We start from the raw sequence: 21,122 nt of genomic DNA on the forward strand, positions 1-21,122 counted from the left end.
AAAGCAAAGTGTACATGTAACGTTATGGACGTCGAAGTGTACAAGTCTTCGTCTACTTTATGGAGAGGCCATGCCGTCCATCCCCGTTCAGCTGCCGTACGAGCAGCCAGACCGGATGCGGCCTTCGCCGCTGCTGCGGGAGCTGCAGGCCCGCAGTCCCATTCACGCCATCCGCACCGCTGTCGGCGATCCCGGCTGGCATGTGACCGGATACGAACATGTGCGCCGGCTGCTGGACGACGACCGGCTCGGCCGCGCCCACCGCGAACCCGAGAAGGCGTCACGCACCGGGGAGTCGGCACTGTTCGGCGGCCCGATGGGCGACATCGACACCGAGCAGGCCGACCACCGCAGGATGCGTTCGCTGCTGCAGCCGCACTTCTCGCCCAAGCGGATGCGTGCCCTGGCCGGCCGGGTCGAGACGCTCGCCACGCAGTTGCTGAACGAGCTGGCCGCGGCCGGTCCGCCGGCCGACCTGCACGCGGCGCTGGCACTGCCGCTGCCGATCGCGGTCATCTGCGAGCTGCTCGGCGTGCCGTATGAGGACCGGGCGCAGTTTCGCGCCTGGACACAGGCCGCCGCTGACATCACGGACCGGGCCCGCTCCGAGCAGGGGCTGGCCGAACTGTTCAGCTACGGCCGGCGGTTGGTGGCCCGCAAACGCGCCGACGGCCGGCTCGGTGACGCCCCGGACGCCGATGTGATCTCCCGGCTGGCCGCCACCGAGGGGGTCAGCGACGACGAGGCCGCGGCGATGGGCATGCTCCTGCTGTTCGCCGGACACGAGACGACGGTGACCGCGATCAGCCTGGGCGCGCTGTGGCTGCTGGCCACCCCCGGCCAGTGGCCGGCGCTGGTGGCCGACCCGTCCCGGACCGACGCCGCGGTGGAGGAGATCCTGCGCGCTCCCGGCCTGGGTGGCGGCGGCATCCCCCGCTACGCCCGAGAAGACCTGGAGGTCGCCGGTGTACACGTGCGGGAAGGTGACCTGGTGCTCCTGGACACCGGGGCGGCCAACCACGACGCGTCGGTGTTCGCCGACCCGGACCGGTTCGACCTCGACCGGCCGGCCGCGCCGCATCTGACCTTCGGCCACGGCGCCCGCTACTGCATCGGCGCGCCGCTGGCCCGGATCGAGCTGAAAGCGGTCTTCTCCCAGCTCGCCGCCCGCTTCCCCGCCCTGAAGCTGGGCTGCGCGGTCGAGGAGCTGATCTTCAACCCACACGTGCTGACCGGCGGCTTGACCGCGTTGCCGGTCACCTGGTGACCGCCATGCCCGAGACGGCACTGCGGCGGCCGATCTTCGGACGGACATATCCGGAGATCCTGTTCCCGCAGACGCGCACCCCGTTCTCCTTCCGCATCCGCGGCACCGCCCTGAACCCTCTGATCGCAACAGGCGTGCATTTCTCCAGCGTCGACGGCTGACCGCTCAGCCGGTCGGCAGGCGCGGCGTGGCCGGCGTGGCCGGGTGAGTCAGCGGCAGGCCCTCCTGCTTCCACGCCCGGAAGCCGCCGATCACGTCGGTGGCCTTGGCCAGGCCGATCGTGCGCAGCGAAGCAGCTGCCAGGGACGAGGAGTAGCCCTCGTCGCAGATCACGATCCAGGCGATGTCGTGGCCGGTTGCTTCGGGGATTCTGGCCGGGCTGGTGGGATCGAGACGCCATTCCAGATGGTTGCGTTCGATGACGATCGCGCCGGGGATCTCGCCGTCGGCCGCTCGCTGGAACTGTGGGCGGGTATCCACCAGACGGGCTCCCTCCGCGATCGCTGCGGCGGCTTCGGCGGGAGACATGCGGCGCAGCCCCGCCCGCGCCACGGCGAGCAGGCCATCGACGGTCAGCGGCCGGAGGACCTCCGCATGCTCACCCATCGAGGAACCTGGTCACTACGGGTACCAGCACCTCCGGCGGCACCAGGTGGTGCTGGCCGGGCAGCACGTGATGGCGTCCGGCGGGCAGGTGGCGGGCGATGAGCCGACGGGGATCCTGGCCCATCTGCCCGAAGGCCCGGTCGCACAGAGCCGGGGCGACCACGATGATCGGCGGGCCGTCCCCAAGCCGGTCGAACGCGATGGGAGTCCCATCCGCTGATGTCACCTTGTCCACGTGTCTCCACTGCCCAGCTCCATGGGGGAGTCGAAGCCGGAGCCCAAATTTCGACACCCTTTGGTGGAAAACTGTCGAAACCCGGTCCGCGGTTCCGGCTCCTCCAGGACAGGCAGATCATGAGCGCGGGAGGCCGTGTGCCTTCCCGACCGACGTCGGCCATCGGCCCTATCTCGAAACCGTCATCGGATGATCCGGGAAGGTACACCCTTCCCGGCGGATCCACAGGTTTCGATCACTGCTCAAGTAGAAAACGTTCAGTTCCTCGCCGGCGGCCATGGCCTGTTCAGGGTCGGGTTCGTCCATGACGAGCGTGCGGGACACTCGGTGGAAGAGGCCGCGGGCGGTATGGGGCGAGCAGTTCGCAGTCACCAGGAGGGGAACCGGTAGCGCGAACGGATCGATCCAGGTCGGAGGCCCCGGCGGACACGCCCTCGGCGATCTGGTCAGAAGGCGGGTTCTGCCTCGCGGGCGTTTCTAGGGAGAAGGAAGCCGGCCAGGAAGGTCAGTGCGATCATCCCGGCAACGATCCAGAACGTGTGGGCGACTGCGGTAGGACCAGCGCTCAGCCCGCTGAAGAACACACTCCCGAGTACGGCTGTCCCCAGTGCGCCGCCGACCTGCTGGAGGGTGGTGAGCGTGCCGGACGCCGAGCCGGTCTCGTGCGGATCGCGGGAGCGAGCTGCCAGAATCCGGCTTCCGAGCCGAGCATCGGCACCAGAGCCAAGACGCCGGCCGTCATCGTCACGGTCCCGACGTGCAGGACCTTTCGGCCGTGACGCATTGCCGGTACCGCCTAGTCAGATCACGTCCCTCGGGTAGTTCCGCTGCGCCTGCGGAGCTTTGGACGCCGTCCTCGTCCACGACCGCCGAGGACGCCGCTCCGAGCGGCCGCAGGCCCTGGTCCGGGTCCGAGGAAGCGATCACTTCTCCACCAGCGCGGCCGTGCGGCGCCCCGGGTCCGCCCCGTGCGGGTCAGCGCGCGGCGCGGAACCGTTCAGCGTGTTCCCGCGCCCACTGGGCGAAGGTTCGCGCGGGCGTGCCGGTGACGTCCTCGACGGTGGGCAGCACCACACCGCCGGCCCCGGGCGGGCTCGTGGCCAGTTGGATTCCGAACTCCACGTAGTCCTCGTCGTATCCGTAGCCGCGCAGCCGGGCCCGCTCCGCGTCCTCGCTCAGGTGCACGAAGGCGATGTCCTGCCCGGTGGCCTCGGCGATGATCCGGACGCGTTCCGCCGGGGTAAGGGCTTCGGGCCCGGTGATCGGGTAGCTCCGACCCTCGTGGCCCGCGTGGGTGAGCGCCGTGGCGGCCACGGCGGCGATGTCGGCCTCATGCACCATCGCGCTGGGGTAGGTGGCGAGCATGGACGCGGTGCTACGGGAGCGGATCTCATCGGCCCATTCGAGAGCGTTGCACATGAACTCCACCGGCTGCAGCAGTGTCCAGCCGATCACACTGGTCTCCAGTGCGCTTTCGATACTGGTGGGCGACCAGCCGCCGAGGACCGTGGCCCGCGTGATGCCGTGGTGTGCAGCGATGTCGATGATCTCAGGGCCGTTGGTCAGGTCGTGGTCGCCACCGAAGGTGATCAGGTGGATCGCGTTGATCCCTTCGAAGGCGGCTCCGAGCGTGGCGGCATCGGTGAGGTCGCCCGCCACCACCTCGACACCGGCCGGGAGGTCGGCTTTGGCAGGGGTGCGGGAAAGCGCGCGGACGTGGTGCCCGGCTTCGTGGAGTTGCGCGACGAGGTGCCGCCCGACCTGGCCGGTCGCTCCGGTGACGAGGATGCGCATGTTCGTGGTCCTTCCGTGTGGGTGTTGTCGGCCTCGACGACGTGGGCGAGGGGGTTGAAGTGCGCGAGGACCGTTGGGTCTGCCCGGCGCCGTCGTCCCGTGCGCCATGGAGAGGTCGATGCCCGGGAGCCCTCCGGGACAGGTCGGCAGTGCTGATCATGTGTCGCCGTACGCGCCGTTCCGCCTCGGTGGCCCTCATCCTCACCGATCTTGTGGCCGGTATATGTCCACAAGTGAGGCCTAGGGTGGGCTCATGTCGACCGGCACCCGCGTCCTCGAACTCCTCGGACTGCTGCAGAACCGGCGCCATTGGCCCAGCCACGAGCTCGCGCGCCGCCTCGGCGTCAGCCAGCGCACGCTCCGCCGCGACATCGGCAGCCTCCAGGAGCTCGGGTATCCGATCACCGCCACACGGGGCACCGGAGGCGGCTACCAACTCAGTCCCGGCGCCTCGCTCCCACCTCTGGTGATCAGCGAGGACGAGGCCGCCGCCATCGTCATAGGGCTCCAAGAGATCACCTCCGGCTCCTCCCCGGCGTCGGCAGACGCCGCGCTGAGCGCCATGGCCAAGATCGTCCAAGTGCTTCCCGTACGGATCCGACGCCGCATCGACAGCCTGCGCGTCGTCGCCCTCCCGGCGCGAAACCCCGAGGCAAGCGTGGTCGTCGCCGACGTCGCCTCGTTGACGACCCTCGCCCTGGCCTGCCGCGACACCGAGACGGTGGAGTTCGCTTACCGCGCCCGCACCGGTCATACCGCGGCCAGGACAGTCCACCCGCACCACATCGTCCGGGTCGAGAAACGTCTGTACCTCATCGCCTGGGACCTCGACCGGGCCGACTGGCGCACCTTCCGCGTCGACCGCATCGGTGATGTGAGCCGCACCGGCACCACGTTCGCCCTCCGCCCCCTGCCTGCCGACGATCCCGTCGGGTACGTGCGCGCCCGGATCAGGGCGATGCCCGCCAGGTATTCCGTCCGGGCTACCGTCGGGGCCCCCGCCGAGAAGGTGCGGGAGGAGATCGCGCACTACGGGACGGTGGAATCCATCGACGACACCTGGTGCCGGGTGGAGATCGCCACCGACTCCCTGGACTGGGCCACCTTCTGCATCGGAGCGCTCGAGGCCCCCGTCGTCGTCCACGGTCCACCGGAAGCCATCGCCTACATGCGCGCCTGGGGACGACGCCTCACCGCCGGCACGCAGGAGCCACCGTGAACGGGGCGGTGGGCGGCGCCGCGAAACCTCATTCATTGCCGACGTTCAGGTGTCTCTATGCCGCTCGGGCAGATATTCGAACTTGTCATCGATAATCGATCTCTCACACTGGTTCGATGCAATTCGCTCTGCTGTTGTTCGACCCCGAGGGCTGCTGGGAGTCGGTCTCGCGTGAGGAAATGGAGGCAGCGCTGGCCGAACACGCAGCCTTCGCCCAATACCTGCGCGACCAGAGCATCCCGTTCTATGCGCAGGCCGTGAACCCGGCCAAAGAGGCCAAGACGCTGCGCCCTTCCCCTCATGGGCCGGTCTCCACCGCTGGGCCGTTCGTGGCGCTGGATGAGGGCTTGGCGGGGTTTTACGTCGTCGAATGCGCCGACCTGGACGAAGCCGAGAGAATCGCCCGCCACTGTCCCATGGGCGCGGGCATCGAGATCCGGCCGGTGTGGGACGCGCCGTCCTGACCGCCACGCCATGGCAGAAGTGTCGCTCTGGCGGCAAATGTGGGCTCCGGTACGGCGGGTGGTTGGTCGACTAACTCAGCAAACCGCGCCGATACCCCTCGCCGACGGCGGCGGCGCGGTCGCGGACGCCGAGTTTGTCGTAGATGTGCAGCAGGTGGGTCTTGATGCTGGCCTCGCTGATGAAGAGTTTGGCGGCCGCCTGACGATTGGAGGCGCCATCAGCGACGAGAGCGAGGACCTGCAGTTCGCGGTCGGTAAGGGCAGCCTTCACTGGTTTGCGTACCTGGCCCATCAGGCGGCCGGCGACCGAGGGGGACAGGACCGGCTCGCCCGCGGCTGCGGCGCGGACGGCGCGCAGGAGTTCGTCGGTGGGGGCGTCTTTGAGGAGGTAGCCGGTGGCGCCGGCTTCGATGGCGGGCAGGACGTCGGAGTCGCCGTCGAAGGTGGTCAGGACGAGGGTCTTGATGTGGGGGTGGGAGTGGCGCAGGGCGGTGATGGCGGTGACGCCGTCCATTTCGGGCATGCGCAGGTCCATGAGGACGATGTCGACCTTGAGCGCTGCGGCGCGGTCGATGCCTTCGAGGCCGTTGGCGGCTTCGCCTGCGACGTGGATGTTGGGTTCGGCTTCGAAGGCGGCGCGCAGGCCGTCACGGACGATGGGGTGGTCGTCGACGATGAGGAGGCGGATCACCGTGGGTTTCCTTGGAGAGCGGGGACGGTGGCGCTGACGGCGGTGCCCTCGCCGGGCCTGCTCTCGATTTCGAGGGAGCCGCCGACGCCGCGCAGGCGTTGTCTCATACTGCTCAGGCCGAATCCTTTGCCGTTGGGGTTGTGGATGCCGGTGCCGTCGTCGCGGATGTCGAGCAGGACGACGGCGCCGGTGTAGGAGAGGGTGAGGCCGGCGCGGGTGGCGCCCGCGTGCTTGGCGATGTTGGCGAGGGCTTCCTGGGCGACGCGGAAGAGGGTGACCTCGATGGCTGGGCTGAGGGGGACGCGGTCGCCGGTCACTTCGACGTGGAGGTCGACGCCGGTGCTCTTGCTCCAGTTGCGGGCCAGGGTGGTCATGGCTTCGGGGAGGTGGGCGTCTTCGAGCTCGTGGGGCTGCAGGGCGGCGACGGAGCGGCGGGCTTCTGTGAGGCTGTTCTGGGCGAGGGTGAGCGCGAGTGCGAGGTGGGCGTCGGAGTTCTCGACGCGTTGGGCGGCGCGTAGCTGGGTGATGATGCCGGTGAGGCCTTGGGCGAGGGTGTCGTGGATTTCGCGCGCCATGCGCTGGCGTTCGTCGAGGATGCCGGCCTGGCGGGCTTGGGTGAGGAGCTGCGCGTGGAGGTCGGCGTTCTCCTCCATGGCGGTCTGAAGATCGCTGACCGCTTTCCGGTATTTGCGCTGCCGGTCCTCGATCTTGATGCCCGCGATGGAGCCGCCGCCGATGGCGACGGTCTGCACGGCGATGATCGCCAGGTAGAAGGCGATGAGCTGGATGGTGGCCTGGGTCCAGTCGAACGTCGAACCGTACAGGACGAAGGAGGTGGCCGCGACGGCGGCGAAGGTCCACTTGGAGGGAGCGAAGTTGGCGGCGAGGAAGAATCCGGAGATGCAGTAGATGAGGAAGATGGGGTCGTGGAAGGCGAGCAGCGCGGCGGTGGCCAGGACGCCGGCGAAGTGAACGGTGACGACGACCCGACGTCCGCGCAGGGCCGTGGGCAGGAGGGTATGGGCGCCGAGAATCCAGGCGAGGGCCAGGGCGGTGAGCACGAGAGTACGGGGGATCCCGCCTTCGGGCTGGTCGGGTGAGGCCAGGCTGATGACCAGGGAAGCGGCGAGAGTGAGGTAGGGCACGATCTCGACGGCGCGCTCGAAGCGTTGCTCCCAGGCCGAAGGCGGAAAGGGGTCGTGCATCCGGAGCGTGCTCCTCCTCGCGGGTATGGACAGCTTTCACCTGGTGGCGGCCGGTGAGGGCGAGCTTAGTCGCATGGGGATCAGGATGGCGTAGCCGTACATGAGCAACCCAAGGGCGATCATGAAGATGATGGTGGGCCATTGCCAGACCGGCGGCAGATGAAGGGCGAGGAACCATCCGCGGTCCTCAATGCCGAGGATCTTCATGACCATGGGCACGAGTCCTTGGGGAAACAGAGGAAGCCAGGCAATGGCGTAGCTCATCGTGACGCCGATGCGGTGCTGGATCGGCAGGTCCGCGGTGGTGGGCTTGTCAGCCTGGGGTGCCGGGCCGTGCTTCATGAGATTGAGCAGATCGATCCCGTGGCTCTCGAGCCTGCGGTAGGCGATCCTGCCGAGTCCCCAGGCGCTGAGGGCGCCGGTCAGCACACCGGTGATGATGCCGGCCCAGGGGTTGAGGAGAATGACACCGGCCGCGGGCAGGGCGGTGGCTGGGACCGCGACAAGCACGAGCCAGGCGAGGCTGGTTTCGGCGGTTTCGTCAGCGCCGGTGCTGAGCGGGTTGCCCCCGCGCTTGTGGGGGTCGGTGCCGGGGACCAGCGAGGTGACGGCGAGCAGGACGATGAGTCCGGCGCCGCCGCCGAGGAGGGCGGGGAGCAGGCCGAGTACCCATGGCCAGGCCCACGCCTGGCCGCTGACCCGAGTGCCGGCCAGGGACAGGAGCGCTGCGGCCGGGCCGACGACGAGGAGCCACGCCAACTGGCGGCCACGTACGTCGGCGCGCTCCGCGCCGGGGGTCATGAGGGTGAGCCAGAGAGCGGTCCCGTCGGCGCCGTAGAGGTTGGCCGAGGACGCGGCGGCCATCACGATCGCGATGAGTCCCGTGAAGGGGACCATGATCCAGGCGTCGAGGGCGAGGAGCAGGAGGGGGGTGACGATGGCGTAGGAGAAGGCGGTGGCGAGGAGCTGGATGCGGACGAGGTCACGCCACCAGGCGCGCAGTTCCTTGGCGGCGGCGATGCGGGCGCCGCCGGTGGTGGGGAAGGGGCGGGGCGTGCCACGGCGGGACGGCACACCCCCGCGTGCGGCCGAGACGACGCGCCGCGCCAGCAGGCCGGCCCAGGCGGCCAGGAGGAGGGCGATCACGCCGGCGTTGGCGGCGAGGACGGCGAGGGCGAGGGGCCAGGGGGCTTCGATGGCGGCCACGCCCCATCCGGAGGGCAGGACGCGAACGAGGATCTGGGACCAGGCGGCGGTGTCGGTGCCGCCCAGAGCCGCGACGGGTGCCCAGCCGTTGCTGCACAGGGCGATGGCGGTGCCGGTGACGATGCCGACGGCGGCCGCGGTGACGCGGGATCTGACGAACAGCCCGATGAGCGCCACGATGACGCGGGAGACCATCACCATGGTGATGAGCGTGGTGAGGGCTGCTGCCAGGCCGATGAGCACTCCGGCTGGGCCGAAGCGCCAGCCGTACACGGGCAGGGACAGCAGGGCGATGAGATTGACCGCGGGTGCGGGGCCCGCGGAAGCTCCGGCGAGCAGCGCCGTCGTGATCCGGCCTGGCGTGGCCGGGAGCATGGAGAAGTATTCGGGGCGCAGGGCCTCGCTGCCGCCCCCGATGAAGATGGGGCCGAAGATCCAGCCGGAGAGCCACACGGCCAGGGTGAGGGGCAGGTAGGCGGGCCACAGGACGGCGACGGCGATCGTTCCGAAGGCCAGGAGCAGCCCGCCCGAGACGCCGGCGTAGAGGTTGGCGGCATTATCGCCGCGCAGGGAGTTGCGCATGATCGCCAGCCGCATGCGGATCATGTGCTGGGCGGCGACCGGGCCGGAGGTCAGGAGGTGAGCCATGCCAGTCCCTCCGTTCCACCGGTACGGGCGCCGACGAGGTCGACGAAGGCGTCCTCCAGGCTTCCGGCGCCGCGTACATCGGCCAGCGGCCCGGCGGCCACGACGCGGCCGTCGGAGATGACGCCCACGTGGTCGCAGAGCTGCTCGACGAGGGCCATGACGTGGCTGGAGATGATCACCGAACCGCCGTTGGCGGCGAACCTGCGCAGGATGGTCCTGATCGTGGCCGCGGAGACAGGATCGACGGCCTCGAAGGGCTCGTCCAGAACAAGCAGGCGGGGCGCGTGCAGGAGGGCGACGGCCAGGCCGATCTTCTTGCGCATGCCGGTGGAGTATTCGATGACCAGGGTCCGCTCGGCGGAGCCGAGTTCGAGGATCTGGAGGAGTTCGTCGGCGCGCTCGGCGACGACGGCGGGCTGCAGGCCACGCAGCAGTCCGAGGTAGGTGAGAACCTCGCGCCCGGTAAGCCGTTCCGGCATGGCGTTGCCGTCGGGCAGCACGCCGATCAGTCCCTTGGCCTGAACGGTGTCACGCCAGACGTCGACGCCGAAGATCTCGGCGCTGCCGGCGTCGGGGCGGAGCAGGCCGACGGCCATGGCCAGGGTGGTGGTCTTGCCGGCGCCGTTGGGACCGACCAGACCGTAGAAGGATCCGGCGGGGACGGTGAGGTGGATGTCGTCGACGGCCAGGTGGTCGCCGAAGGCTTTGCGGAGTCCGATGGTGCGCAGAGCGGGCTCCCGGTGTGTTGGCATGCCTTGAGAATCGCGCGGGGACGGGGGTGGCGGATCGTCCGGCAGGAGAGCGGGATGGTGGATTCCGGCATCGACCGATCGGTTGATGCCCGAAGGGCCGCCCGCCCACCGGAACCGAAGTGCCGACTTGCCAATCGATATCGGCACTTCGCGGTTCTTGGACACCGCACACCATTGTCTACTCCAAGATCGCGCTTGGACCCGACCCCCTCACTCCTGTCTACCTGCGGGAACGGCGCAGATGGCGGCTGGTGGGGCCATCCTTGCCGACAGGCTCTTACGCGCTGACGCACCGGTCGGCCAGCAGAGCACCTTGGGCTCGGCGACAGGACGGGCACGCTCACGCGCGGCAAGAAGGCCGACATCGTCCTGCTCGACGCGCATGCGGAAGGACCTGTTCGCGTAGCGCTCAGGAGAGCTTGTCCGCCATCCTACGAATTCCGTGCCGTCCCGCCGCCGTCCTTGGCCGCAGCCTGTTTCGGCGCACGCCCCGACCTGGGGGAAGGCGCTTACCGTACAAACGGTTGCGTTGCAGGTCCACCCCCGCAGCATGGCAACGCGTGCACTGGTGGGCGACCTCACTCGCTGCGACCAGGATCCTTCTCGGCGGCCAACGGTTGCCCGCCGGTTCCTCACCCCGATCTCTCATTCTCCACGATTGCACCACGTCTTTACATGACTTATATTCAATATATGCATTATAAAATCAACTGGTGGTCACCATGACCCTCATCGGTCTGGCGGGTGTCGCAGGCATCGCATTCGTCCTGCTCGCGATCGTCCTCAACGTCCTCTACGTCCGCGCCGGACTCCCGCAGCCCACCTCCGGCCAGTCCCTTGACGCGATCACCGAGGCGCTGGCCGGCGTCGGCAAGCGGATCAACGCGCCCTCGGTCCTCGCCCCGGTCGCCTGGCTGTTCACCACGCTGTTCGCCGCCGGGCTGCTCGCGGCGCTCTGGCGAGGCGATCAGCCCGGCAGCAACGCCTGGGCTCTGGCCGGCCTCGCCGGCGTCCTCATGCAGAACGCCACCTTCATGGTGGTCGAATCGCTGCGGTTCGGGATGGTGGCGGCAGCTCGGCACCACCGCGGCTCGGTGGCCGGGCTCTGGGCCTTCTGCACCGTCCTGTTCGGGTTCAACCAGGTGTTCCTTGCCATCGCGGTGCTCGGCTTCACCGCCGCCGGAGTGAGCCTCGCGTTCATCCCCGCCTGGCACGCGTGGCTGGGCTGGGTCAGCGCGGCCCTGCTGTTCGTCTCCTCCATGGCCGCCCCGTACAACGCTGACGGCGCCAACCGGATCGCCGTGACCGGCCTGCTCGGCTGGCTCGGCTGGGCCTCCTGGATCGTCGCGTACAGCATCGCCCTGCTGAGCGGCTGAGGAAGGAACGCGAACGTGATACTCGTGACCGGGGCCACGGGCCGGACAGACAGCCGGTTCGTGCACGAACGGGCCGCGGCGGGCGCGGCGGTGCGGGCGCCCACCAGATGTCCCGACGATGTTCGGCTGCCAGGCGGAGTGACCTGTCGAGTTCCCGATGGCGGGCCGTCGACGTCGACGCGGCGGAAGCTCATCTGATCTCGCCGCGCAACTCGGCCTTGAAAAATCTTCGGCCAGCCGAGCGGCGACCTCCGCAACACGGACTTACGCACGTCCTTGCCGGTGTCGGCGGGAAGGTCCAGGGCGCGGAGCCCGGCTCGACGCCGAGCCGGCGCAGCAGTTTCCCGGTTGTGGAACGCGCCGCGGTCTCCTCCTGGCTCACCGGGTGCGCCGGGCGCACGTGGCGATCTTCTGCGGCTTGAAATGTCGGTGAGCGGTAAGAGCACCAGGTTGTCTGTTCAGCATGGCGGGTCAACCTGGGTTGACACGACATGGCGGTCAACATAGGTTGACCGCATGGACGTTGAAGAGCTGACCGGCCTGGTGGTCGCGACGGCGGACAGCAAGGACCCACTGGTGGAGGGCGCCGTGGCCCAGATCCGTGCAGAGATGGAGCGGACCGAGGCGGTGTTGGTCCGCCGCGCGCGCAACAACGATGCGACCTGGGTGGAGATCGCTGCCGCCCTGGGGATGTCCAAGCAGACGGTGCACCGCAAGTGCCGGGGCCGCCGGGTGTGCGGGGACCGGTCGTGACGGCGGTACACGGCGACGCGGGGCTCACCGCCAGGATCGAGGAGCTGCTGGGCCCCCGGCACCCTGTGGCGGCCGCCGCCCTGATCAGCCCTGCCGGGGTGACGGTGGCCAGCCGGGGCGCCGATCTGAACGCCGACTTCGAGATCGGGTCGATCTCCAAAGCGGTCACCGGGCTGCTGTACGCCGATGCGCTGGACCGCGGCGAAATCAGGCCCGAGACGACTTTGGGCGAACTGCTGCCGCTCGGCGATGTCCCGGCCGCGCAACTGACGCTGGTCTCGCTCAGCCGGCACCGGTCGGGACTGCCCGGACTGCCCAAGTCCGCCCAGCCGATGCGGCGGACCCTGGCCCTGTGGCGGCACGGCACCAACCCCTACGGCGAGGACCTGCAGCAACTGCTCGACCAGGCCCGCACCGTGCGGGTGGGCCGGCCACGGGCCCGCTATTCCAACTTCGGCTTCGAACTGCTCGGCCACGCGATCGCCGTCGCGGCCCGAACCACTTACGCCGATCTGGTGCAGCAGCGCATCGCCGGCCCGCTGCAACTGAACCGCCTCCACCTGCCCGTAACAGCCGACCAGCTCGGCCCGGACGCGCTCACCGGCACCAGCCGACGAGGCAGGCCGCGGCAACCGTGGACCGGGGAAGCGATGGGGCCGGCCGGTGGCATCCGAGCCACCATCGGTGCCATGGCCCGCCTGATCGCCGGGCTGCTGGACGGCTCCGCACCCGGGACCCACGCCCTGGACCCGATCGCCCCGTTCGGCAAGGGCGCACACATCGGCGCCGGCTGGATCACCATCACGGTCAAAGGGCGCCCGGTCACCTGGCACAACGGCGGCACCGGCGGCTTTCGCTCCTGGGCCGGACTCGACCGCGACACCGCAACGGGTGCCGTCGTCTTGTCCGCCACCTCCGCATCAGTCGATCGCCACGGACTCCTGCTGCTGACCGGGGCGACCCGCACCCCAAGCTGAGGTGCCCCGCCTCCTCCGGACAGCTTCCTGACAATCACTTCACGATGCGAGCTGCCGGCTCAGGTACTCGTTGTGGACCCAAGTGCAGTCCGGTACCCATTTGCGGAATGAAGCCTGCGCCGACCGTGGCGAGATAATCGAATCCTTCCCAGGTGCGGCCACCGCCGATCATGTGGATTCCACACACCCACGTGATCGGCGGTGGCCGTCTCATGTCCCAGCCTCAATCAGATCGAGATCCGAGATCTCGAGATGTGACTGGAGTACTAATACCGCATTTTTCCCACAAAGGTGTGGCTGCAGAGAATTCCCGTACAGATGACTCGCCTCTTGAACGAGGTGAAGAATTTCTTTCCGTTCGATGTGTTCACCGTAAGACGCTTCTTCTGGTCTTCCCTGGGGAATTCTCGCGGGGAGGCGCCCATCCACTTCCGGGTCTTCTTGGACTTGACGCCGAACCAGAGCCCTGGGGGATCGCTGCTCAGGGAGCCGGGGATCTTCGAGAACTTTGCGTCGATGGGCCCCTTGCCCTCCTTCTTTCGGATGGTTTTCGAGTTGAACCATTTGATCTTGGCATAGACCGCCCCTTTGATGTTCCTCCAGTGGGCGGCCTGTGCGGGCTGCGTGCCGAGAGTTGTCGCCAGTAGCGTCGCGAGGGCTACGGCGAGAATCGTCCTCAGGGTCGCCGCCAGAGGTCTCGTGTTCATGTTCTCCCTGCTGCCGATTTGGGTCACAGACACCGGATCGCCTCCCGACGCTAGAAGGGCGCGCTGTGCGGAGGCTGTGCTGTGACTGATGCGGCGGTGATGCCGAGGGTCACGTGCCACCTGAGGTGTGGCGCAGCGACCGCCGCACACCGCCGCGTTAGCCAGAGCACAGGCGCAGCACAGCGAGCGGTGGTTGGCTATGTGGCCTTCACTCCTGAACCGGGCGTCCGGCTCGGGAGCGGCTCTGTTTCGCGAGGCCGGGGAGGACCCGCGTGAGCGGCCAGAACCGCCGTGATCATGCAGAGGAACAAGATCCGAATCTGGTGATCCCGTAGTAACCGTGAGGAGCAGCATGATCTGTGGAAAGAAGTTGGTCGTCCTGAAGGCCATACTCGTCGTCGCCGTCGCGCAAGCACTGGCCGTCACCGTCGTCGCGCAGCCGGCGCAAGCCGCTCGCTGGAGAAATATCGACGGCAAGGTCTGGTCTTCGGCCGGCAAGTGGTACAACTCGAAAACGATCCGCAAGAAGGCGGGCAAGGGAAATATCGCTGCCAAGTTCTCCAAGCTGCCCAGCAGGGGAGCCTTCAAGAAAGGCATGTTCTTTGGAGTGAAATCAGCCAAGGGCAGGTATTGGATGAGCGGCTCGATACCAGCTTTCTACAAAGAAGGCGAGAAGCGGGTCCTCGCGACCGGGGTCAAGAACGGCAAGAAGTTCTTCACGTCCTTCAAGAGGCGAAGCCACTGCAAGGCGTCAGTATTGTGCAGGCACTCTTTCGAGGGTCAGATGCGATACTGACAAGCACGCCCGGGTGTGGTGCGAGCCGAGCACCCAGGCATTCTCGGGAAGACGAATCCGGCCGGAACGAGGGTCGTGATGAGAATCGCAGCAATGGGGCTGGCGGCGGTGCTGGTGTGGGGATCCGCTGCGTGCGCCACCGGAAGGGACAACTCCGAGTCGAATTTCCTGACGGCGACACAAGCCGATCAGGAATATCTGGCTGAAGCGAGAAGGTGGCAGTTGCCGGACGGCCTGGACTGGCCCCGGCCGCCGATACACGAAGAAAAATCGAACGTCGACGGTGCTCCCATGGTGTACGAGGCCGGATATGGCGCGGTCATGGCCACGGAATACTGGTATTGCTCATGGGGAAGGGCCCTGGTGGACGCGGAAGACGGCGAGGAGCGGTCACGGGCACTGGCCGAGGTGCTCAAGCTCCCGCAGACCGCCTACTTTCAGAACATCGAAAATCCCGACAGCGACGTCAGAATGCTGACGGCGGCCCAGGCTGGCGATTACACGCACATCGCCGCAGACCTCCAACTCAACTGCGCGGACCAAGGGAATAGACGATGAGACCGAAGGCTCGCAGGAGCCTCGTCCTTCTCCTCTGCGCGGGCGCCGTGGCGGCGGTGGCGATCGGCTGGCCCGCAGTCCAGGAACCGCGGCCAGATTCCGGGCACGTGGCAGACCTGGACACGGCGGACACGGCGGACACGGCCGAACCGGAAAGCGTGGCAGTCTCTCGCCGTGATATCAAGGCCGTGGTGGCGGTGGAGGGTTCGGTGGCTGCCGGTCCCACCTATCGGATCACGGCACCGAAGACCGGCACCGTCCACTACGGTTCCGTATTGGCGGGGTCGCATGCGGGCACGGTCAATCTCGGCAAGGGCGAGCAGCCGTTCAGGGTGGGGGATGAGGCGGCGAAGGTTCCGGTCGAGTCGATCCTGAAGAAGACACTCGTCCCGGACGGCGCACGAGTGCACAAGGGAGTGCCGGTCGTCGAGGTGGCGTACGCGGGATTCGGTCTGCGCGGAAGACTCCCCAAGGCGTCCGCGTACCGGCTGCTGAGCGGCGATATGAGCGCGACGGCGGCGATCACCGACGGTCCTGCCGGATTCGACTGCACCCTGCTGGTGGCGTCGAAGGCGCCGGCCGAGCCGGGCGAGGAGGGTCCAGAGATCCTTTGCGCGATTCCCGACGACGTCAGGGTCTATAACGGATTGTCTGGTCTCATCATCGTCGCCAGTGGACAGGTGGACGAGGCACTGGCTCTGCCCACGTCGGCGGTGTCCGGTTCGGCGGTGACGGGAGAGGTGACCGTGGTGAACGATGATGGGTCCACCGAGGTGCGGAAAGTCGGCCTTGGCGTGACCGACGGCGCCATCGTCGAGATCACCCACGGCCTATCAAAAAGCGATCGCGTCGCGGTCACGCCGCCTCGCCCGGTGCGGTGATCGATATGCGGCTCAAGGCCGAGGGGCTGGCCAAGGTCTATCCCTTGCCGTCCGGCGGCACCGTGGACATCCTCTCTGACGCGTCGCTGACCGTGGAGACCGGCGAGATAGTGGCGGTCCAGGGGGCTTCGGGCAGCGGAAAGAGCACGTTGCTGGCTCTCCTGGGACTGCTCGACACGCCGGACGCTGGTGAGATCTCCATCGACGACGCGTGTGTCAATCGCCTGCCGGATAATAGACGCTCGGATCTGCGTGCCAAAAAGCTGGGGTTCGTCTTCCAGAACTACTCGCTTCTCCCGCATCTGTCGGCGCGGGAGAACGTCGAGCTGCCACTGATGCACGGTCCCCGGATGGCTCGCTCGCAAGCCCGGGCGGCGGTGCTGGACTGCCTTGACGCCGTCGGCCTGGCAGGCCGGGCCGACGCGCGGCCGCGCCAACTCTCCGGCGGAGAGCAGCAACGCGTCGCCATCGCCCGCGCGCTGGTGCGCGGGCCCGCCGTCGTGCTGGCCGACGAGCCAACCGGAGCCCTCGACACGGGCACGGCCGACAGGGTGCTCGATCTGCTGTGCTCGGTGGCGACAGAGGCCGGAGCAGCGCTGCTGCTGGTGACCCATGATCCGAACGTTGCGAGGCGAGCCGATCGCGCGCTGTTCTTGCGGGACGGCGTGCTGGAGCGTACGTCATGCGCCTGATCCGAGACGCCCTTCGCGACATGCGAGCCCACCGGATCCGGACGGCGCTCGGCGGGCTCAGCCTCTTTCTCGCGCTGCTGTCGCTGGCGGGCACGACCGTCGTCGGCACCGTCGTCGAAGACCTGTTCGTCGCGCGGGAGGAGCAGCTCAACGGCAGAGTGCCGACTCTCGCGACCTCCCTGGACATAGGATCTGTCGGGGCCGTCCCGCTCGATGAGCTGATCTCCACGATTGCTGCCGAGATACGGGCGCGCGACGGTGAGTTCGCGATAATCCAGGAGAAGACGGTCCAGGTTTCGAGCACGCCTGGTGACGAGCTGACCCGCGAGTACGTCGACGGTACCGTCTCCTTGGTCGCGGGCCGGCTCGATCAGGTCCGGAGACTGCCGGTGCTGGAAGGCCGCTGGCTGGACTCCGATGAGCACGTATATCCCGGCGGGATAGTCGTGAACATGGCCGGCAGGGAGGTCTACGGCGGCGTCGGCGACGTCGTCCTCCTCCAGGGCAGCCCGCACGCCACGGCGTATCCGCAGCGGATCGTGGGGGTGATCAGCGACGGCGTCGGCGGTGCGATGATCTATCAAAGCCTGTCCTCGGCCGTGCATTTTCAGCCGCATGTCATCGACGCCGTGTTCTCCTCAGAGTTGCTGGTCCATCTGCCCGGCGAAACCGTACGGGAGGTGGCGGGAGCGATTCGTGACGCGTCGGCGGCGCTGGGCGTGCCGAAGGACAGCGTCCAGCCAGCGGTGAAAGGCGACCTCGACTCACTGCTGGGCAACCTGGCGATGATGGAGCTCGGCTTCGGCGTGGTCTCGGGCGTGATGCTGCTCGTCGCGATGCTCGGCCTGCTCAACATCGGCCTGGCCACCTTCCGGGAACGAGCCAGGGAGCTGAGCTTGCGCCGGGCGCTCGGCGCGACCAGGCTGCGGATTTTCGGCCTGGTCGTCGCCGGTACCACGCTTCTCAGCCTGGGCGTGGCCGTGATCGCGATCGGCGTCAGCTATCTCGCGGTCGCCTGGCTGACACCGCGGCTGATCGATCCTGCCTCCGCACTCGCGCCTCCCGGCTATCCGATGCTCGCCGCCGTGATCTCCCTGTCCGCCTCGTTCGGCGCTGGCCTGATCGGGGGCCTGGCCCCGGCGGTGGCCGCGGCTCGGACGAGCCCGACGCGGCTGCTTCGCGCATGAACACGCCGAGCGTCCGCCTGGACGTCAGGAGTCGCTGGTGGAAGCGGCGCCGAGCATGGCCGACTCCCGTCGGTAGCCCTCCGCGGCTGCCGCGTCGCCCAGTGCGTCGCTGATCCGGGCGAGTTCGCGCATGGTGGCAGCGATCCGGAGTGATGCGCGCAGGCGCTGCCAGATGGCGAGGGCGTCAAGATGGGCGCTCCGGGCGGCCCGGTGGTCACCCCGGGCGTTCCGGACCCGGCCGAGGGCGTCAAGGGCGCGGCCTTCGTCCCACAGGTGCCCATGGTCCCGCGACTCTCGGAGGTTGTCCCTCAGCACGGCCTCGGCGTCGGCAAATCGGCCCTGGACGGCGTACACGCGGGAGATGTCACCGGCGGTGCCGTTGACCCGCAGTTCGTCACCGACCCGCTGGATGATCGCCTTGCCCTGTGACAGGCACTTGACGGCTTCGCCGACGCGGCGTTGTTTCAGGTAGGCCAGGCCGATGTTCTTCGTCATCCACAATTCGGAGACAGGCGCCCCGCACTTCTGGAACGCGTCGCGTGCCTCCTCGAAGAGCGGGAGATAACCCTCCCGCACACCTGCCCTCCGTGCCGCGACGATCAGCGAGAACGCGGCAAGCCCAAGCCCGGCGAAATCCCTCTTGCACCGGGCGGTGGCCAGCGCGTCCATGTGCTTTCCCAGCGCGTGCCACTGCTGTGGCGGCTTCGGCGGCTCCGCGTGGCCGCTGAGCCGCTCTGGGATGAGCGACGCGTAGGCGGTGACCGCGCGCGATGCGTACGTGAGGGCCGCGTCGAAGTTGTCCTGGGACGACTCGGCGTCGAGTAGCAGCCCGAGCATGCAGGCGACCCCGCCGTCGTCCTCGGCCTCCTCCGCTGCCCGCAATCCGTCCCGCAGCGTATCGGTCCATTCGCCATAGGCGCCCCGCATGTCGAGATAGGTAGACATGTGCTGGGCAAGGGGCCAGGCGACCTGCGCGAGCTTCCCATCGGCGGCCTGCCGGACGACCCGGCGCAGGAGTCGCCACTCCTCGTCGAACCAGGTGAGCGGGTACGCCCGTGCGGCTTCGCGGACCTCCTCGGGCGCCTGCCAGCGGGCGGGAGGCGCCGGGTCCTCGCCGTACCAGTGCGGCATCTCGCCATCGGCGACGGAGGCCAGGTCCAGCCAGCCGTTCATGACGCGCGCGGAGACGGCGGCGCACGTCTCGGCACCGTCCGCGCGGGCAAGCTCCTCGGCGAAGAGGTGGACCAGGTCGTGGAGCGCAAAGCGAGGCCCGGTCAACCCTTGTCCGGCGGGCTCCACCAGGTGTACGTCGACGAGGTCGTCCAGGATCCGCTCCGCGAAGCCCAGCGGCCGGTCGAGCAGGGCGGCGCTGACCCAGGACGGGAACTCGTGCGAGCCCACGATCCCCAGCCACCGGAAGAGCCGCCGCTGGTCGAGGTCGAGCCTGGAGTAGCTCGCGGCGATGCTCGCGCGAACCCCGGCATCGCCGAGTTCGAGCCAGTCCAGACGTCCCCGGTCGTCGGAGAGCCTGCGCGCTATGTGCGACAACGTCCAGGTCGGCCGGGTCGTCACGCGTGCGGTGACCATGTGGATCGCCAACGGCAGGCCGTCGCACAAACGTACGATCTCCGCGGCGGCGGGCAGGGCCTCGGCCACGGCTGCGGACCCGACGGCGTCCTGCAGGAGGTCCATCGCGCTCTCCTGGTCGAGGGGCCCCACCGGCATGGTGCGTACGATGTCGCTGCAGGGAAGCCGGCGGCGGCTGGTCGCGATCACACAGCAGCCGGGACCGACCGGAAGCAGATGGCGGAGCTGGGATTCCTCGGCGATGTCATCGAGGAGGACCAGGACCCGCCGGTCGGCCAGCGTGTCGCGGAACAGCCCGCTGAGAGCGTCGAGCGTGAGGCCGCGTCCGTCGGCGGACACGCCGAGGGCCTGCAGAAACTGATGGAGCACGGACCGCAGATCCCGGGATCGCCTTCCACAGCCGCCGAGCCGGGCGTAAAGCTGACCGCCGGGGAACTCGTCACGTATCCGGTGGCCGAGGTGGGTGGCGAACTCGGTCTTGCCGACACCGCCCGGCCCGACGAGCACCAGGCATCTCGGCCCTGTCACATATTCCTCGGACGTCAGGCGGACCGCCGTGTCCATCATCTTGTCACGGCCGATCAGGCGCCGCGTCACCGGAGGTAGCTGCTGGGGCCTCCGCGCCGGCGGCCTTACCGGCGCGGTCTCCTCACCCGTCAAGATGGCGTGGTGGACCCGCTGGATCTGTTCCGAGGGGTCGATCCCCAGCTCTTCCGCCAGCCGCTCGCGGACACCCTGGAACACCGAAAGCGCCTCGGCGGTCCGCCCGGTCCTGGCGAGCACCGTCATGTACTTCGCCACGAAACCTTCCCGCAGCGGGTGGTCGCTCACAAGCGAGGCGAGCTCGGCGACCAGGTCGCGATGGTGCCCGAGGGCGAGATCCGCGTCGATCCGCTCCTCGATGGCCGCCAGCCGCCGCTCCTCCAGCCCGGCCGCGGCCTCGCGGACCGCCGGGTGCGGCAGGTCCGCGAGCGCGATGCCCCGCCACTGCCGCAAGGCGTGATGGTACAGGTCCACAGCCTGAGGCAGGTCACCGCCGGCGGCTCTGTCCCGGGCGCAAGACAGGGCGCGGTCGAACTCCTCGACGTCAAGGCATCGCCTCGGAACGATCAGCCGATATCCCGGAGCCTTGGTCTCGATGAGCGAGCCGTCCTCCCCCAGTGCCCTGCGCAATCCCGAGATCAAGCCGTGCAGCCGAGATCGGCACGTCTGTGGGGGGGACTCGCCCCAGAGCGCGTCGACCAACTCGTCCGACGAGACGACCTGACCGGCGCGCAGGAGCAGCAAAGCGAGCATCACCCGCTGCTGGAGGCCTCCGACATCGACCACCGAACCGCCACGCTCGACGGTCAGCGGGCCGAGCAACCGGAAATACAGGTCCTGCCCCGCCAGGGGCGACGTGCCGCCGACGGTCCGGGGCATCAGTGCATCACCCGCCCATCCCAACCGACTGAGGGTTCAGAACCATGCGCCTGGCCGAGGGCGAAGCGAACTCCCACCTCGTTGTCCGGACGGCAGCAT

At 68.5% G+C, this 21,122-nt stretch carries 21 protein-coding genes; 12 read left to right on the forward strand and 9 right to left on the reverse strand.

What is annotated here, in order from left to right; genetic code table 11:
- Positions 1–70: 70 nt before the first annotated feature.
- Positions 71–1,267: a cytochrome P450 gene (locus E1267_RS01920; RefSeq protein WP_132329013.1), complete on the forward strand. Its 1,197-nt coding sequence runs from the start codon at positions 71–73 to the stop codon at positions 1,265–1,267.
- Positions 1,268–1,272: 5 nt separating this feature from the next.
- Complete coding sequence (locus E1267_RS44005; RefSeq protein WP_165959422.1) at positions 1,273–1,428, forward strand: hypothetical protein; 156 nt, start codon at positions 1,273–1,275, stop codon at positions 1,426–1,428.
- Positions 1,429–1,432: 4 nt separating this feature from the next.
- Here E1267_RS44005 and E1267_RS01925 read toward each other — a convergent pair whose 3' ends face one another.
- From E1267_RS01925 to E1267_RS01945, 3 genes are all read right to left on the reverse strand, one after another.
- The gene (locus E1267_RS01925) at positions 1,433–1,873 is read right to left on the reverse strand and encodes a rhodanese-like domain-containing protein (RefSeq protein WP_132329015.1); all 441 of its coding nucleotides are present in this window, start codon (positions 1,871–1,873) and stop codon (positions 1,433–1,435) included.
- Positions 1,866–2,108, reverse strand: a complete 243-nt coding sequence (locus tag E1267_RS01930; protein ID WP_132329017.1) for a hypothetical protein — start codon at positions 2,106–2,108, stop codon at positions 1,866–1,868. Before E1267_RS01930 ends, E1267_RS01925 begins: the two co-directional genes overlap by 8 nt.
- Positions 2,109–3,083: 975 nt before the next feature.
- Positions 3,084–3,902, reverse strand: coding sequence for an NAD(P)H-binding protein (locus tag E1267_RS01945; RefSeq protein ID WP_132329019.1), 819 nt, complete (start codon positions 3,900–3,902; stop codon positions 3,084–3,086).
- Positions 3,903–4,155: 253 nt separating this feature from the next.
- Here E1267_RS01945 and E1267_RS01950 point away from each other — a divergent pair, with 253 nt between their 5' ends.
- Together E1267_RS01950 and E1267_RS01955 are read left to right on the forward strand one after the other, a co-directional pair.
- The gene (locus tag E1267_RS01950) at positions 4,156–5,121 is read left to right on the forward strand and encodes a helix-turn-helix transcriptional regulator (RefSeq protein WP_132329021.1); all 966 of its coding nucleotides are present in this window, start codon (positions 4,156–4,158) and stop codon (positions 5,119–5,121) included.
- A gap of 116 nt (positions 5,122–5,237) precedes the next feature.
- Complete coding sequence (locus E1267_RS01955; RefSeq protein ID WP_132329023.1) at positions 5,238–5,585, forward strand: YciI family protein; 348 nt, start codon at positions 5,238–5,240, stop codon at positions 5,583–5,585.
- A 70-nt stretch (positions 5,586–5,655) separates the two neighbouring features.
- On the opposite strand, the gene E1267_RS01960 is transcribed toward E1267_RS01955, so the two are convergent.
- The 4 genes from E1267_RS01960 to E1267_RS01975 are packed head-to-tail and all read right to left on the reverse strand — an operon-like array spanning position 5,656 to position 10,087.
- Positions 5,656–6,276, reverse strand: coding sequence for a response regulator (locus E1267_RS01960; protein WP_132329025.1), 621 nt, complete (start codon positions 6,274–6,276; stop codon positions 5,656–5,658).
- Positions 6,273–7,481, reverse strand: coding sequence for a sensor histidine kinase (locus tag E1267_RS01965; RefSeq protein WP_132329027.1), 1,209 nt, complete (start codon positions 7,479–7,481; stop codon positions 6,273–6,275). The genes E1267_RS01960 and E1267_RS01965 overlap by 4 nt, the downstream gene beginning before the upstream one ends.
- A 36-nt stretch (positions 7,482–7,517) precedes the next feature.
- Positions 7,518–9,335 carry a hypothetical protein gene (locus tag E1267_RS01970; RefSeq protein WP_132329029.1) on the reverse strand — a complete coding sequence of 606 codons (1,818 nt, stop codon included), beginning with the start codon at positions 9,333–9,335 and terminating at the stop codon, positions 7,518–7,520.
- A complete protein-coding gene (locus E1267_RS01975) occupies positions 9,320–10,087 on the reverse strand; it encodes an ABC transporter ATP-binding protein (RefSeq protein WP_132329031.1) in 768 nt (255 codons plus the stop codon). Before E1267_RS01975 ends, E1267_RS01970 begins: the two co-directional genes overlap by 16 nt.
- Positions 10,088–10,800: 713 nt before the next feature.
- Here E1267_RS01975 and E1267_RS01985 point away from each other — a divergent pair.
- The 3 genes from E1267_RS01985 to E1267_RS01995 all read left to right on the forward strand — a co-directional run bounded on the left by E1267_RS01985 (position 10,801) and on the right by E1267_RS01995 (position 13,193).
- Positions 10,801–11,463, forward strand: coding sequence for a hypothetical protein (locus tag E1267_RS01985; RefSeq protein WP_132329033.1), 663 nt, complete (start codon positions 10,801–10,803; stop codon positions 11,461–11,463).
- A 516-nt stretch (positions 11,464–11,979) separates the two neighbouring features.
- Positions 11,980–12,216, forward strand: a complete 237-nt coding sequence (locus tag E1267_RS01990) for a hypothetical protein (protein WP_132329035.1) — start codon at positions 11,980–11,982, stop codon at positions 12,214–12,216.
- Entirely contained in the window at positions 12,213–13,193 is a 981-nt protein-coding gene (locus E1267_RS01995) for a serine hydrolase domain-containing protein (protein WP_220449301.1), read from the forward strand. The genes E1267_RS01990 and E1267_RS01995 overlap by 4 nt, the downstream gene beginning before the upstream one ends.
- A gap of 266 nt (positions 13,194–13,459) precedes the next feature.
- On the opposite strand, the gene E1267_RS02000 is transcribed toward E1267_RS01995, so the two are convergent.
- Positions 13,460–13,900, reverse strand: coding sequence for a hypothetical protein (locus tag E1267_RS02000; protein WP_132329039.1), 441 nt, complete (start codon positions 13,898–13,900; stop codon positions 13,460–13,462).
- A gap of 352 nt (positions 13,901–14,252) precedes the next feature.
- Between E1267_RS02000 and E1267_RS02005 the strand changes: the two genes are divergently transcribed.
- The 5 genes from E1267_RS02005 to E1267_RS02025 all read left to right on the forward strand — a co-directional run bounded on the left by E1267_RS02005 (position 14,253) and on the right by E1267_RS02025 (position 18,014).
- Positions 14,253–14,696, forward strand: coding sequence for a hypothetical protein (locus E1267_RS02005; RefSeq protein WP_132329041.1), 444 nt, complete (start codon positions 14,253–14,255; stop codon positions 14,694–14,696).
- 78 nt (positions 14,697–14,774) lie between these two features.
- A complete protein-coding gene (locus E1267_RS02010; RefSeq protein WP_132329043.1) occupies positions 14,775–15,254 on the forward strand; it encodes a hypothetical protein in 480 nt (159 codons plus the stop codon).
- A 107-nt stretch (positions 15,255–15,361) separates the two neighbouring features.
- Entirely contained in the window at positions 15,362–16,135 is a 774-nt protein-coding gene (locus E1267_RS02015; RefSeq protein WP_132329045.1) for a permuted SH3 domain-containing protein, read from the forward strand.
- 5 nt (positions 16,136–16,140) lie between these two features.
- Positions 16,141–16,827, forward strand: a complete 687-nt coding sequence (locus tag E1267_RS02020) for an ABC transporter ATP-binding protein (RefSeq protein ID WP_132329047.1) — start codon at positions 16,141–16,143, stop codon at positions 16,825–16,827.
- Positions 16,818–18,014, forward strand: a complete 1,197-nt coding sequence (locus E1267_RS02025; RefSeq protein ID WP_132329049.1) for an ABC transporter permease — start codon at positions 16,818–16,820, stop codon at positions 18,012–18,014. The genes E1267_RS02020 and E1267_RS02025 overlap by 10 nt, the downstream gene beginning before the upstream one ends.
- Positions 18,015–18,038: 24 nt before the next feature.
- Here E1267_RS02025 and E1267_RS02030 read toward each other — a convergent pair whose 3' ends face one another.
- Positions 18,039–21,023 (reverse strand): AfsR/SARP family transcriptional regulator, encoded by a 2,985-nt coding sequence (locus E1267_RS02030; RefSeq protein ID WP_132329051.1) that lies wholly within the window; start codon positions 21,021–21,023, stop codon positions 18,039–18,041.
- Positions 21,024–21,122 lie beyond the last annotated feature (99 nt).

Source organism: Nonomuraea longispora, from assembly GCF_004348345.1.
Classification (GTDB): Bacteria; Actinomycetota; Actinomycetes; order Streptosporangiales; family Streptosporangiaceae; genus Nonomuraea; species Nonomuraea longispora.